The sequence below is a fragment of the Pseudoalteromonas sp. APC 3691 genome, assembly GCF_030408135.1.
Lineage (GTDB): Bacteria > Pseudomonadota > Gammaproteobacteria > Enterobacterales > Alteromonadaceae > Pseudoalteromonas.
Window position 1 is genome coordinate 21685 of record NZ_JASDCB010000038.1, and the last position, 14606, is coordinate 36290.

11 protein-coding genes and 1 pseudogene are annotated in these 14606 nt (G+C 40.3%); 9 read left to right on the forward strand and 3 right to left on the reverse strand.

All coding sequences use genetic code 11. The features are described from left to right. The first annotated feature begins 337 nt into the window (after positions 1 to 337). The 9 genes and pseudogenes from QL998_RS12855 to QL998_RS12895 form a co-directional block, all read left to right on the forward strand. Entirely contained in the window at positions 338 to 2698 is a 2361-nt protein-coding gene (locus tag QL998_RS12855; RefSeq protein WP_182724070.1) for a TonB-dependent receptor, read from the forward strand. Positions 2699 to 2708: 10 nt separating this feature from the next. Continuing rightward, positions 2709 to 4874, forward strand: coding sequence for a bifunctional TVP38/TMEM64 family protein/FAD-dependent oxidoreductase (locus QL998_RS12860; RefSeq protein ID WP_290192835.1), 2166 nt, complete (start codon positions 2709 to 2711; stop codon positions 4872 to 4874). A 1-nt stretch (position 4875) separates the two neighbouring features. Then, complete coding sequence (locus tag QL998_RS12865) at positions 4876 to 5721, forward strand: DUF547 domain-containing protein (protein ID WP_086994648.1); 846 nt, start codon at positions 4876 to 4878, stop codon at positions 5719 to 5721. Further along, on the forward strand, positions 5708 to 7006 hold the full coding sequence (locus QL998_RS12870) for an ABC transporter substrate-binding protein (RefSeq protein ID WP_290192836.1): 1299 nt from the start codon (positions 5708 to 5710) through the stop codon (positions 7004 to 7006). Before QL998_RS12865 ends, QL998_RS12870 begins: the two co-directional genes overlap by 14 nt. Beyond that, positions 7003 to 8757 (forward strand): ABC transporter permease subunit, encoded by a 1755-nt coding sequence (locus QL998_RS12875; protein ID WP_290192837.1) that lies wholly within the window; start codon positions 7003 to 7005, stop codon positions 8755 to 8757. Before QL998_RS12870 ends, QL998_RS12875 begins: the two co-directional genes overlap by 4 nt. Positions 8758 to 8796: 39 nt before the next feature. After that, positions 8797 to 9435, forward strand: a complete 639-nt coding sequence (locus QL998_RS12880; RefSeq protein ID WP_089369152.1) for an ATP-binding cassette domain-containing protein — start codon at positions 8797 to 8799, stop codon at positions 9433 to 9435. Positions 9436 to 9451: 16 nt separating this feature from the next. Next, positions 9452 to 10096, forward strand: coding sequence for a CDP-alcohol phosphatidyltransferase family protein (locus QL998_RS12885; protein WP_182194951.1), 645 nt, complete (start codon positions 9452 to 9454; stop codon positions 10094 to 10096). Continuing rightward, entirely contained in the window at positions 10089 to 10880 is a 792-nt protein-coding gene (locus QL998_RS12890; protein ID WP_290192838.1) for a sterol desaturase family protein, read from the forward strand. Before QL998_RS12885 ends, QL998_RS12890 begins: the two co-directional genes overlap by 8 nt. Positions 10881 to 11000: 120 nt before the next feature. After that, positions 11001 to 11255: pseudogene (locus QL998_RS12895) on the forward strand (IS110 family transposase); the annotation flags it as partial. A gap of 69 nt (positions 11256 to 11324) precedes the next feature. Here QL998_RS12895 and QL998_RS12900 read toward each other — a convergent pair. From QL998_RS12900 to QL998_RS12910, 3 genes are all read right to left on the reverse strand, one after another. Beyond that, positions 11325 to 12050: a hypothetical protein gene (locus tag QL998_RS12900; RefSeq protein WP_290192839.1), complete on the reverse strand. Its 726-nt coding sequence runs from the start codon at positions 12048 to 12050 to the stop codon at positions 11325 to 11327. Positions 12051 to 12264: 214 nt separating this feature from the next. Further along, the gene (locus tag QL998_RS12905; RefSeq protein ID WP_290192840.1) at positions 12265 to 13203 is read right to left on the reverse strand and encodes a hypothetical protein; all 939 of its coding nucleotides are present in this window, start codon (positions 13201 to 13203) and stop codon (positions 12265 to 12267) included. A gap of 136 nt (positions 13204 to 13339) precedes the next feature. Then, a complete protein-coding gene (locus QL998_RS12910) occupies positions 13340 to 14005 on the reverse strand; it encodes a hypothetical protein (RefSeq protein ID WP_290192841.1) in 666 nt (221 codons plus the stop codon). Positions 14006 to 14606 lie beyond the last annotated feature (601 nt).

The window sequence follows — 14606 nt, forward strand, 5'->3', positions numbered from 1 at the left end:
TAAATTCATTAGTTAAGCCATGCAGTACTAAAAGTGAAGCTTATTTAAGTAATTTAAAAAATGCTGCATAAAAGTTAACTCTTTTAAAATGTTAGCAGGTTGAAAGTAGTCTATAATTAAAAATTCTATTAAAAGCATATATTTACATTCACTCTAGTACAATCGCTGTATTAATATTTTATCAACTAATAAAACAATACTACTTAATTACCATCTTTATAATGCATCTGTTTTGTTATGTTCTAAAAAACAAAAAGAATCAAAATTTTACTGAAAGTTATTTTTAATCCTTTCGGTCTTTATCGCCAACAACATTTTAACCGTAGAGAGAAAACGTTTGAAACACGCATATTTAGCACTTTCCCTAGCCACCATATTAAATACACCACTTAATGCTTTTGCAGCCGAAGAATCAAAAACAGCAAAAGAAGGCGCAATTGAGCGTATTGAGGTGGCAGGCCAAGTTATTAGATCTCAAGGTCTTTCGGTTAAAAATGCCACTGTAGACGGCCCTTTTGGCGACAACTTAGCTCTACGAGATATAGCCCGATCAGTAACACCAATTTCAAGCGAGTTAATAGAACAACTCAATATTACGACTTTACAAGACGTACTTGCAGTAAGCCCTAATACCTATTCAGCCAGTGGTTTTGGGGCACCAAGTTTACCTACTATTCGTGGGCAACTAGGTGAGCTTTTCCAAGATGGTACACGCCGCCAAGCAGGTAATAATGGCTTTGGCGTGCCGTTATCGTTCAACTCTATAGAACAAATAGATGTAGTAAAAGGCGCGCCACCGGTATTATTTGGTTCAAGCCAACGCAACGGTGGTTTTGTAAACTTACATTCTAAAAAAGCATCAACTGACGACAGTAAAGGCAAAGCAACGGTATCGGCAGGACGATGGGATCAGTACAGCGTTTTAGTTGATTACAGTGCACCTATAGTAAAAGACAAAGTAGGTTTTAGAGTAAGCGCTGAACACATTGATAACGGCAGTTACTACGACTTTTCGGGCACGAAAAGCGACAGCCTATTTGCAGCACTTAGGGTGTTACCTGATGACAAGAGCAGCTGGGATATTAACTTTGAGTTATACCAAGTTGAATTTACCGATAACGCAGGTATTAACCGCCCTACTCAAGCGCTAATAGATAATGGCCTTTATATTACCGGCCAAGGCGTGCAAGTAAATGGCAGTACAGTTCCAGCGGCAGGTTCTATTGTTTCACCTACTGGGCAAGTAAAAATAGACCGTAGTACAGTACTTACCGACCCTGACAATCAAAACGAAGCCACTACTTATTTACTACACAGTATTTATAAGCGTGAACTTTCAAACAACGCATCAATAAAAAACATTACGTATTTTCAGCACTTACAACGCGAAGAAATTGCACAAAATAGCTTTGTTGAAATTATAGATGGTGCCGATACCGCGCAGAACCGTACCGAACTGACTTACCAATGGAGCAACGAACAGCAAACAATTTTTGCTTTTGATGTGCGTTACAACCGCGTGCTAGGCTACAGCCAATTTACAACAGAAGCCGACCTACCTATTGATTTAACTGGCCCAATTTCAAATCGCCGCATTCCTTTAACTGATTCACAACAAGCGCGTTTAATTGAAATTAGTCCAGGTGTATTTGTATCCCCTGGTGGTCAGTACGATATTAATAACGATGGCAGCGGCGACTTTAACTTATCAGACACTACCGATTCGCGCTCATGGCAAACGGGTTTTGCTATTCAGCAAGATTCAGATTGGACAGATAAGTTTCATACAAGTGTTGGCTACCGCATTGATTTTTATGACGTAGACGCGCACGACCCAATAGCACCAGAGGGTGAAATTGCAGCGAGCGATAGCATTAACGATAAGCTACATTCGGGGCAAGTAAGCTTTAATTACCGATTAAATGGTGATTACACCACTTATGGTGCAGCAAGTTACAACGAAGCCACATCAAATAGCATGGCTGGCGGCACGTCTCTTGGTGGCGACAACACGATTAGCGCACAAAACTTTTCAACCGAAAATACCTTAGTTGAATTTGGTTTGAAATACGCACCAACCGACAGTGATTGGTACGCCGATGGTGCAGTGTTTAGCCAACGTCGTAGTTTACGTAATCGCGATGGTAGTAATACCGGCATTCGTACTACCGGCTTTGAAAGCCAAGTATTTTATGATGCTTACCCTTATTGGTTAAGTGCCGGCTACAGCTATATTGATGCTCGCTACGATAATTCTGCAAGTAGCCAAGACTCAGCACAAGTCGCTGATGCATTTGACAACTCACGTCCAGATATTATTGCAGGTACCAGTGTTGGCGCACCTAGCTTTACCGCGTTTGCACCTTCAAACCGCCAAGTTCAGGGCATCCCTGAGCAATCTTTCAGCTTTAACGGAAATTATTCAATTAATTCGAAATGGCAAACGGGTTTTTCAGGTCTATATACAAAGAGTTACCCATTAGACTTTTTGGCGACAGTGAAAATTCGTGATCAGTACACCCTAAACGTAAATACTAGCTATGCTTTTACGCCTAATACCAAGTTACGATTAGATGTGAACAACGTGACGAATCAAAAAAACTGGCGCCCAGTATTTGAAGGCGGTTACTTTGGTGCAACTTTAGCTTTTCCTGAGTTGCCAATTAACGCCAAGTTAACCCTTACGCATAGTTTTTAAGAGAGAGAACATGATTAAAAAAATATTTCTATTATTGATTGCAGCGGTCGCCATCGGCCTGTTCTTTCATTTTGATTTGCACCAACTACTTACGCTTGAGGGCTTAAAAGGGTCGATGGATCAGTTTAGCCAATATAAAGCGCAATCTCCGCTATTAATCATTGGCGGATTCTTTTTATTGTATGTGGTGGTTACTGCATTGTCTTTACCGGGCGCGGCTATTTTAACACTGGCAGCGGGTGCTTTATTTGGCTTAGTTGAAGGCTTATTGGTTGCATCGTTTGCATCAACCATAGGTGCCACACTGGCCTTTTTAGTATCACGTTACTTATTGCGCGATACCATTAAAAAGCGCTTTCCTGAGCGTTTAGCAGCCATTGATGCAGGCGTTGAAAAAGAAGGCGGCTTTTACTTATTTACGTTGCGTTTAGTGCCGGTGTTTCCGTTCTTTTTAATCAACTTGTTAATGGGCGTAACAGCCATCAAGTCATGGACTTTTTACTGGGTAAGCCAAGTGGGTATGCTAGCCGGTACATTTGTATTTGTTAATGCCGGTACGCAGCTTGCTCAAATAGAGAGTTTATCGGGCATTTTATCGTTGGACTTAATTTTATCATTCGCTTTATTGGGCGTATTCCCATTTATTGCTAAAGGGATCTTAAACGTGTTTAAAAAACGTCGTGTATACAAAAACTATACTAAACCTAAAAGTTTCGACCGTAACATGATTGTTATTGGCGCGGGTGCAGGTGGCTTGGTAACAAGCTATATTGCCGCTGCTGTTAAAGCAAAAGTAACCCTTATTGAAGCGGGCGAAATGGGCGGCGACTGTTTAAACTACGGCTGTGTTCCCAGTAAAGCGATAATTAAAAGCGCTAAAATTGCAGAGCAAATTCGCCACGGTGAACACTACGGCCTAGAAAACATGACACCGCAGTTTTCGTTTAAAAAAGTAATGGCCCGTGTTCATAAAGTAATTGCCGATATAGCACCGCACGACAGCATAGAGCGCTACACTAATTTAGGCGTAGACGTAGTAAAAGGCTACGGCAAATTAATCGACCCGTGGACGGTAGAAATTAAACTTAACGATGGCGGCACGCAAACATTAACTGCGCGTACTATTGTTATTGCCACTGGCGCACGCCCATTTGTACCGCCACTACCCGGTATAGAAGAAACTGGTTATGTAACAAGCGATACCTTGTGGGATAAATTTGCAGCGCTTGACGAAGCACCTAAAAAGCTTGTAGTACTTGGCGGCGGCCCTATTGGCAGCGAATTAGCCCAAAGCTTTGCCCGTTTAGGTTCAAGCGTTACGCAAATTGAAATGGCGGAGCGCATCATGATCAAAGAAGATCTTGAAGTGTCTACCTTTGCTCATGAAGCATTGAGCGAAAGCGGCGTTAACATTTTAACCTCACATCAGGCATTACGTTGTGAAGCGCGCGACGGTAAAAAGTACATTATTGTTAAACGCCTTAACGAAGGCAATGATGAAGAAATTGCTATTGAATACGACGAACTGCTATGCGCTGTTGGCCGCAGTGCCCGCCTTAAAGGTTACGGCCTTGAAGAGCTAGGCATAGAAACAAACCGTACAATAGTCACTAACGAATACCTAGAAACGCTATACCCTAATATTTTTGCCGCTGGCGATATTGTTGGCCCGTACCAGTTTACGCACGTAGCCGCTCATCAGGGTTGGTACGCAGCAGTAAACGGCTTATTTGGTAACCTTAAAAAGTTTAAAGTAGATTACCGCGTTATTCCATGGACCACCTTTATTGACCCAGAAGTGGCACGTGTGGGTTTAAACGAGCAAGATGCAATTGATAAAGGTATCGATTTTGAAATCACTCGTTTTGAGTTTGAAGAGCTAGACCGCGCAATTACCGACAGCGCCACAAAAGGCTTTATTAAAGTAATTACCCCTAAAGGCAAAGACAAAATACTCGGTGTAACTGTGGTCTCTGAACACGCGGGTGATTTAATTGCTGAATTTGTACTGGCCATGAAACACGGTTTAGGCCTTAATAAAATACTGGGCACTATACACAGCTACCCTACTTGGGCTGAAGGCAACAAATACGCTGCAGGCGAGTGGAAACGCGCCCATGCACCTGAAAAAGTACTTAACATGCTCGAAAAATATCATACGTGGCGTCGAGGCTAATATGTTTAACACAACATTAAAGCCTTTATTATTAAGTGCGACATTACTTGCGACGGCGCTTATAACGTCGCTTTCAAGCCAAGCGCAAAGTACGACTAATAACCTGCACGATAGCTGGAATGCATTGCTAAATAAACATGTTGTCGCTATTAACCATAATCACAGCACAGAGGTTGATTACGCTGCAATACAAGGTGATCATACTCAGCTAAAAACGTATTTAGATTCGTTAAGTGCTGTAACACAAAACGAGTTTGACGCGTGGGAAAAGCCTAAGCAACTGGCGTTTTTAATTAATGCGTATAATGCATTTACCGTAGAGCTCATCGTTTCAAACCTTGGCAGTAAAGAGCCCCAAAACCTTAAATCAATAAAAGATTTAGGCAGCTTTTTTAGCTCACCGTGGAGTAAAGCGTTTGTGCCACTACTTGGTAAAACTCGCAGCCTTGATGACATAGAGCACGGTTTAATTCGTGGCAGCGGTAAATATAACGACCCACGTATTCATTTTGCTGTAAATTGTGCAAGTATTGGTTGCCCTGCGCTGCGCGGGGAGGCATTCACAGCTACTGAACTAGAGAGCCAATTGCAACAGCAAACGGTGCGTTTTTTATCTGATACAACACGTAATTTTGCGCAGGAAAATACGCTAAATATCTCCTCTATATTTAAATGGTACGGCGATGACTTTGAAAAAGGTTTTAGAGGTGCAGACACGCTACAGCAGTTTTTACTGCAATATAGCGATGCACTTAAACTAGTACCCGCTCAGCAAAAAGCGCTTAGAAATAATGACATGAAAGTAAAATTTTTAGACTACAACTGGGATTTAAATGCTCGCCAGTAAGTTTTGGCAAACAGCTACGCGTTACAGTGTTTACTGTGTCGCGTTTTGCGTTTGCCTAATAACAAGCTTAAGTACTTTTGCTAATAACAGCGCTCATAATATGAGTAAAGAACTACTCACTCGCTGGGAAAATATTGAAACGCTTGGTAATAACCAAAGCGTGTACTTTTATGCCTGGGGCGGCGACGCGCAAATAAATGCCTATATTCAATGGGCTGCCCAGCAAGTTAAAACTAAATATAATATTAACTTAGTGCATGTAAAGCTCAGCGACACCAGCGAAGCAGTAAGCCGAGTGTTGGCCGAAAAATCAGCACATAATAATGACCAAGGCAGTGTTGATCTGGTATGGATAAACGGCGCTAACTTTGCCACCATGAGCGAGCACGCATTGTTGTTAAAACAGTGGGCAAATAAACTACCACACTTTGCCTACACAGATCCCGCTAATAACCCTGCAGTTAATTTTGACTTTGGCATACCCACAAACGGTATGGAAGCACCGTGGGGGCAAGCATCGCTCACCTTTTATTACGACAGCATTGCAATAAATAAACAGGCAAACAACAAACTCCCTACTACATTAAACGAATTATTAAACTGGAGCGCACAAAACCCGGGGCGTTTTAGCTACCCAAAGCCGCCTGATTTTTTAGGGATGAGCTTTTTAAAATACGCCTTAGTAATACTGCATCAGCAAAGTAGTGAAAGCATTAAAGCGCAGTTAAACCAAGCGGCTACCGCTAACAACACAGCACAAGTGTTAACCCCACTGTGGGACTTTTTAAATAAGCTACACCCTACGCTTTGGCGTGGTGGCACTCACTTTATGCAAAGTGGCGCGCAAATACGCCGTTTAGTAGACGATACCGAGCTAATTATTGCCTTTACCTTTTCAGCACCCGAAGTGCCCGCAGCCGTTAAACGCTACGATTTACCAAAAAGCATTCGCAGCTATGCAATGGCTGATGGCAGTTTAAGTAATACTCACTTTGTGGCTATTCCTTACAATGCAAGCCATCCGCAAAGCGCGCAATTAGTCGCTAACTTTTTATTAAGCCCAGAGGCGCAAGCCCAAAAGCAAAAAGCGCATATATGGGGCGATAAAAGCGTACTTATTCAATCAAGGCTAACGCCTGAGCAACAAGCACTGTTTAAAACAGCTAAACCGCACCCAAGCGCACTGCCTTTTAACAGTATTAAGCGCACATTGAGCGAGCCACACCCAAGCTGGGTTAACGCCATAATGCAAGGCTGGCAAACTCGCTATGGGGTAAGCCAATGAGTGTTATTAGCAATAAAGTGGCGACAAGCCATGGGCCTCACGCCCGTAAAAGCCATGATATGTTTAGTAAAATAGTAAAATTAAGCCCACGCTTTTTACTCGTTTTACTTATTTTACCCGTACTTGGCGGCTTAATTAGTGTGTTACTACCCGCCTTTGGTTATGCCCCTGCACTTGATCAAACTACATTTGGCTTGCAAGGCTTTACCATGCTTTGGCAAACACCCGGCCTAGTAAATATGGCTATGCTAAGTATTGGTACCGGTTTAATAAGTACCTTACTTGCTTTTATTATTACTTTGATGATTTTAGCCGCTTTTTTTAACAGCCCTTGGCTTAACCGCATTCAGCGTTTACTGAGCCCTATTTTAGTTATACCACACGCTGCAGCGGCTATTGCGGTAGGTTTTTTAATTGCCCCTTCAGGCATGATTTCACGAATTATATCGCCTTGGTTAAGCGGGTGGGAACTTGCACCAAACGGCCTATTTCCGCATGACTCATTCGGCATTAGTATAATTTTAGGGTTAACGCTTAAAGAACTGCCATTTTTGTTATTAATGGCACTGGGCGTATTGGCGCAGCCTGAGCTTGGCAAAAAATTACGCCAGCAACATAAAGTTGCGCTTAATTTGGGTTACTGCCCCATGACCGCCTTTTTTAAAGTAATACTCCCTAGCCTTTACCCACTGCTGCGTTTACCTATTTTAGCTGTGCTCGCTTATGCCAGCGCCAGTGTAGAAATGCCACTTATTTTAGGCCCAAATACACCGCCAACATTAGCGGTAGCTATTATGCATTGGTTTAACGATGTTGATTTAAACTTACGTATTAAAGCCTCAGCCGGTGCTTTGCTACAACTGGCACTCACGGGTGGGTTACTTGCGCTTTGGCTTAGCGGCGAAAAAGCGATAAAGGTATTGTTTAGCGATTCACTCACTAACGGGGTGCGCGAATACGGCGGGTTTTATTGGCAAAAACTAACGATAATACTCACAGCTTTAGTGATCGGTTTTATTTTACTGTCGCTAATTGCCCTTATTTTGTGGTCGGTTGCCGGCTTTTGGCGCTTTCCCGATGCACTCCCTGAGCAATTTACACTACTGCATTTTAACAGTGCATTAATGCAAATGAGCAACCCGCTTTTTAATACCCTAGCTATTGGTTTAGTCACAACGGTATTTGCCATTACGGTTACTTTATTGTGTTTAGAGTCGGAGCAGTTAAGCGACAAACCCATCTCTCGCTTTACCAGTTTAATTATTTACTTACCGCTATTAGTACCCAGTATTGCCTTTTTGTTTGGCCTAGTATGGATACAACAATGGGTAAATAACCAAGCCGCATTTTTTAATGTGGTGTTTACACATTTACTGTTTGTTTTGCCTTACGTATTTTTGTCACTCGCGAGCAGTTATAGGCGGTTAGACTCTCGCTTTGCGCGCGTTGCAGCAAGTTTGGGTGCAGCGCCTTGCAAAGTGTTTTTTAAGGTGAAATTACCGCAGTTATTTGCACCTATTTTAATTGCAGCCGCATTGGGGTTAGCGATCAGTTTTGGCCAATATTTACCAACACTTTTAGCCGGTGGCGGGCGTATAGCCACCATAACAACCGAAGCAGTTACCCTGGCAAATGGCGCAAGTAGGCGCACCAGTGCCGTATACGCTATTATGCAAATGGCACTCCCGCTTATTGGATTTATACTGGCATGGGGTTTACCTAAGTACTTTTTTAAAAGCGCACGAGTGTAAAGCTCCCACAGTAAACAGTATTGAGTTAAAGGTTTTTTAATGCAGTCATCTTTACAGATTAAAAATTGTCAGCTTTATCGCCAAAATGAGCGACTACTTAGCTTAAACGAGCAAGTTAATGGTGGTGAAATTCTAACGATTATGGGCCCATCGGGCAGCGGTAAATCAAGCTTATTAAATTGGCTTACAGGTACTTTACCCAGTGGTTTTAAAGCCAGTGGAGAGGTGTGGCTTAACGGTAAAAATATAAATGATTTACCCACGCATTTACGCCATATTGGCGTACTGTATCAAGACGCTTTATTGTTTTCGCACTTAAGTGTGGCGGGTAATATTGCTTTTGCTATGCCCAAAGGGGATAAAAAACAACGCATTGACAAAATAGCACACGCACTTGAGCAAGTTGGTTTAAAAGGAATGGCCAATCGCCATCCCGATAGCTTGTCGGGCGGTCAACAAGCACGCGTTGCGCTATTACGACTGTTATTAAGTGAGCCAAAAGCTATTTTACTCGATGAGCCTTTTAGTAAGCTCGACACGCAACTGCGCGTTGATACCCGTGAACTGGTGTTTAGCCAAATACGCCAACATAAACTGCCTGCCATTATGGTAACGCACGATCATAGCGATTACGACGCTGCAAACGGTAAACTTTTCACCTTAAATACTGTACTTTAAGCGCACAAGGCTCCCTATGTTAGATAAATTTATCACCCCTGTAATAAAGCCACTGTTAAAGCCTGTGGTAATGCTGATACATAAGCGCGGCATAACACCCGATCAGCTAACGGTATTTGGCTTTTTAATTGGCTTGCTCGCAGTGCCATTACTTGCTTTTGAAATGTGGTACGGCGCATTAGCTACCATTGTTTTAAATCGCATTTTAGATGGGCTTGACGGCGCACTAGCACGCCATGCTAATTTAAGCTCAAGCGCCGGCGGCTTTTTAGATATTACACTCGACTTTTTATTTTACGCGGCCATTCCGCTTGGCTTTATTTTGGCAAACCCCGAACAAAACGCCATTGCAGGCGCTATATTACTCGCTGCATTTATTGGCACGGGTTCAAGCTTTTTAGCCTTTGCCATAGCCGCTGAAAAGTTTAAGCTCGAAAAACCGCAATTTAAATACAAAAGCTTTTACTACCTAAATGGCTTAACCGAAGGCACAGAAACAATAGCGCTATTTATAGCCTTTTGTATTTGGCCGCAGCACTTTGCCCTCCTCGCTGGTATATTTGCTTTTGCCTGCGCCATTACCATATTTACCCGTATACATGGCGGCTACCACACACTTAAACAGCAAGAAGCCAATGAGGTTATAAATAATAATGACTAACGAAGTTTGGTGGCGACTCGGTTGCTTTTTTAGCATTTTAGTCATAATGATGCTGCTTGAATGGCGACAACCCGCAAGGCAATCGCCCATTAAAAGCAGCACTCGCTGGTTTGCAAATTTTGGCTTAGTGTTTGCCTCATCTATCATTGCGCGCTTAGTTGTACCACTTGGTTTAACCGCAGTAGCACTTTACAATCATGAGCACAGCATTGGCTTATTTAACCAACTAGCCATACCTAGCATAGTAACCATAGTGCTAAGCCTTGTACTGCTCGATATACTCATTTATTGGCAGCACAGATTGTTTCATAAAGTGCCACTATTATGGCGTTTGCACCGCGTACACCACGCCGATGCGCACGTAGATACCAGTACAGGCCTGCGCTTTCACCCCATCGAAATTGTGCTCAGCATAGTTATAAAACTCATTGCAGTTACTGCACTTGGCGTACCCGCCATTGCCGTACTTATATTTGAAATCGCGTTAAATGCACTCGCCTTGTTTAACCATGCAAACATACGCCTACCAAACGCCATTGAAAAGCCACTACGCCTTATATTAATGACGCAAATACTGCACCGCATTCACCACAGTAAAGTAGTGAGTGAAACAAATTCAAACTATGGCTTTAGTGTAATTTGGTGGGACAAACTTTTTGGCAGCTATAAAAGTGAGGCCAAAAAAGTCGACGCAGAAATAGATATAGGTTTGGTTGAATACCCAACTGCAAAGCAAAATGCCTCGCTGTGGGGGTTACTCATCATGCCGTTTAAAAACAAGTAAAAACAACTATATTGCACTTTACACAATACCAATCTACTTAAAAGCCCTTTGATGTAGGTTGGTTTAAATAAAATACTCCATGAATACGCCAGGTTAAAACTTTAAGGCGTCTGTTTAATTTCTAAATTTTTAAGACAAACATTTGTAGAATGGGCGGGATTTTCTATTCGTTATTCATTTTGGGCTAAAGCGTATTATGAGCAACAAATAGCCAAGGGTAAGCCGCACAACAGTATTATTAGATCACTGGCATTTAAATGGATAAGAATTGTATTTAGGTGTTGGAAAACGAATACACCCTACGATGAATCGACGTATTTAGCAGCATTAAAACGCAGAGGCTCACCACTTTTAAAATTTGCAATTAATAGCTAAATTTTACTAGTCGTCCACCTCAGGGCGTGTTGTTATATTTTTTGTTCTCCAATGCTAAATAACAGTTCGTTAATAAGCATATTTAGCTTCAGCCTTACTCGCTAATTGACTACGCAAATTATCTTGATATGAAAAAGCATCAAAACCATCATCAAATGCTTTGGCATTTGGCCCATACGAACTATCTAAAAGTCCCTTTATATCAACAATGTCTTTAAAGTTTTCTTGAGTAACATCATATTTCCCCCAATATTTTCCTTTCCCATCATAACCACGGTCATATTCTTGACCTTTTATTAGAATGTCAGGTAATTCTTTAGCTAAATTAGCGATATCTTCGCTAGCATTCAATTTACCTTCAAGGTAGTTTTTTTCATCTTCAGTAATATTACCTGAAACAACTAATTTATCGTTACTATCAACAGAAAATTCCCACTCTTTTTTAGCTAACGATGGAGAAGATATTTCTAACTCATTCATGAAATCTTCATATTTAGGTCGAAGTTGATTTAACTTATGTGGTAATTCACCAAATGATATTGTATTAGTCATTTTATCCAAAAGCTCTGATTCAGATTTATGTGCTGTGATACTTAGCGGTCTATCATAAGTGCTTTGGTTTTGTGGGATATGCTCATCTTTATGATAAATATCATCAGCAAATGTTTGTGCTTGCTGCTTATTCATTGTTTCATTTGAGTGGATATCAGTTAATTTACCCGAATCAACAGGAGCTGATTTATTTTTAAGCTGTGTTGTTGCGGTATCTGTTAAAATATCATGAGTTATTTTCATATTAAATTCCCTTTCCTATGAAAGATATATTATTAATAAGATCTTTATCGGCCTATAACATTAAAACTTAATTGATTTTATCAACACACTTTTTAGTTAACGCCTATGTATCGAAAAAATATAACGCCTTGCTAAGCGGAAAATAATGGTTGGCTATAATCGCGAAGCGATAGCCAACTGTTATTTTTCCGTTTGAGCAATTTGTTAGCTTATTTTAATCTAAAAAACTATGTTGATTTTTCATTTCATTTCTTCCGTGAACGAGTACCGCCGAACCAATAACCTTATAACTAATTTTTGTGTGCTCATCTCTTTCGAGTACTTTAACGTTTACACGGTTAATATCTCTGTCATCAACATAATCGACGCTTACTATTCCGCCACAGGCATTGATTCGAGGTGAAAAAACCAAGTAATCATTCGTAACGCGGACAATGGAAAGAACTTCTGCACAAGCACTACCACCAGTTGCTCCCTTAATTAAAAAATAATCGGTATCTTCACTACTTCCAAGCAACTTTGCTTCTAAACCAACAAGTTCAGTAATACCAAGTTTTTTACCGTTAAACGAATACTCATGGGTAGAGTAAATACCAATTTTTTCTATTTCTTCTATTTTAAAAACACCTGAGCCTGTTTCAAATTTGAAGTTTTTAGTTTGAGGTTTAGCTAACTTTTTAGTGCAATGATAAACTGTTCCGTCAGACTCACTTTTAAGCGATAGCTTAGAAGTAGATAATTCCAAAATTTTAGATGACTCACTTAAATTTTTAGGAAACATATCTTGCAAATTTATAATTTTGTCAAGTTCAGGGTGACTTAAATTTACAACTTTTATATCGTCCAAAGTAGTGACTAAATAACCATTATCTATATTCCAAGTCGCACTACCTGCTAAAGAATATTCTATTTCAGGAAGCTCCGGAGCAAATTTAGCTTTCATGATTCCAAAGCTATTCGAACGACCATTTCGCACATAGGTTTCTTCTGTTTCGAAACTTATTTTTGAACCATTTTCTTCATGGCTATATTGGCAATTCCAACTTCCATAAATCTGTTCATCAATATTCGATGGTTCAGGAGCCCCATTACCGGCAAAAACAGATGTAGATATTGCCAACGAGGCAACTAAAATGATTTTATGAATTTTCATATACTTCCTTTCGTGGATAACACTGTAAGCTAACGCTTTGCTAATGGGTAAAATACCGTTTGCTAAAATTGGCGAGGTACGAGCCGAGCAAACTGTTTTTTGTCCTGTTGAGCAACTTATAGCTACATTCTCAAAGCTAATTTATTAAAGCTTCATTCTCTTTATTTTTTTCTACAGCGTTACATAGAGTTAGAAACTCAGGCAAAAGCTTGTCATAACACTCTATGAGAAATTGATTAACGTCCTGCCCATTGATAACTTGAATTTCACCATTTGAATAAAAGGAGATTTTTTCAAAAATAAGTGCAACTCCTGTATTTTTTATTCTGACAAGGTGTTTATGTTTTGTTCTGTTAACAAGCCCTTTGAGCTTATGATAAATAGAATTACTATAAATTTCGTCAAGCTTTTCGTGATAGCCAAAACATTTATACTTTTCGATGAAGTCTTTGTTCCAACCGACTGCCTGTGACTCTATTTCAAATTTATTATCGATTAAGTTTAATGCGTAAGGAAAAGAGTCAATTAAGGAATGTAAATTTTGAAGGAATGCAATGACACTAGCCTCATAAATTACCCTAATAGATTTTCCATCAAAACTACTATCAAGACGTTCTTGTAGCAATGCCTTATCACATGAATTACGCTGAAATTCTTGATAATGGTATTTGCAATAGTTAATTCTTTTGTCAATAGATTGCATTGCAATTTGTAAAAGCTCAACTTCCCCAGAGTCTTCTGTACCGAGTTCTTTTTGCTTGAGCTCCGCTATTTTATTTAGATTAAAAGATACAGTGCTCAAATTCACTCCTTAGCTCGAAGTAGCTATAACAGCTTATAGAACACCACTATGGGAGTTTATAACCCCCCAAAACGGCGTATATTACATAGCTTAATAATTCCATCAAACAACTCTAATGTAAACAAGTAATTACGTGTGTTATAAAATTGCCCTTGTTAAAATGCCCCAAAACGACTTTTAATAATGTTATCGGACAAAACCGCAACTATTGCCAATTTATACAGTTATTAATTATAAAATTTAGCTGGTGTGAAACACCCTTTTTTAACACGGAAAAAAGAACACATATAATGAAAAGTGTGCAAAAACACGATTGATGCTTACCTTCAATGAGTATGGGTTACAACTTTTATGTAATTTCATGGTACGCACTATCCTAGTGCTAGGAGCGTTTACGCGGTTGAGTCGTTTTAAATTCATTAAACCAATATACATCGAGTAGGGTGAGGCTTATGCCTCATCCCTCTCACAGAGCCGTACGTACGGACCTCGTATACGGCTCCTGTACCCTTCACATTTTATCAACTTATTTCCTAAACGCTGATAAAGCAAGCCATCCCGTATTCACTTTTTCTATTGGATATAAACCAAGCTCCTCAAA

What these genes read in the sequence shown, in the direction of transcription:
- QL998_RS12860 (WP_290192835.1), top strand. Translation starts at nt 2,709, where the DNA reads ATGATTAAAAAAATATTTCTATTATTGATTGCAGCGGTCGCCATCGGC.
- QL998_RS12865 (WP_086994648.1), top strand. Translation starts at nt 4,876, where the DNA reads ATGTTTAACACAACATTAAAGCCTTTATTATTAAGTGCGACATTACTT.
- QL998_RS12870 (WP_290192836.1), top strand. Translation starts at nt 5,708, where the DNA reads ATGCTCGCCAGTAAGTTTTGGCAAACAGCTACGCGTTACAGTGTTTAC.
- QL998_RS12875 (WP_290192837.1), top strand. Translation starts at nt 7,003, where the DNA reads ATGAGTGTTATTAGCAATAAAGTGGCGACAAGCCATGGGCCTCACGCC.
- QL998_RS12880 (WP_089369152.1), top strand. Translation starts at nt 8,797, where the DNA reads ATGCAGTCATCTTTACAGATTAAAAATTGTCAGCTTTATCGCCAAAAT.
- QL998_RS12885 (WP_182194951.1), top strand. Translation starts at nt 9,452, where the DNA reads ATGTTAGATAAATTTATCACCCCTGTAATAAAGCCACTGTTAAAGCCT.
- QL998_RS12890 (WP_290192838.1), top strand. Translation starts at nt 10,089, where the DNA reads ATGACTAACGAAGTTTGGTGGCGACTCGGTTGCTTTTTTAGCATTTTA.
- QL998_RS12900 (WP_290192839.1), bottom strand. Translation starts at nt 12,050, where the DNA reads ATGAAAATAACTCATGATATTTTAACAGATACCGCAACAACACAGCTT.
- QL998_RS12905 (WP_290192840.1), bottom strand. Translation starts at nt 13,203, where the DNA reads ATGAAAATTCATAAAATCATTTTAGTTGCCTCGTTGGCAATATCTACA.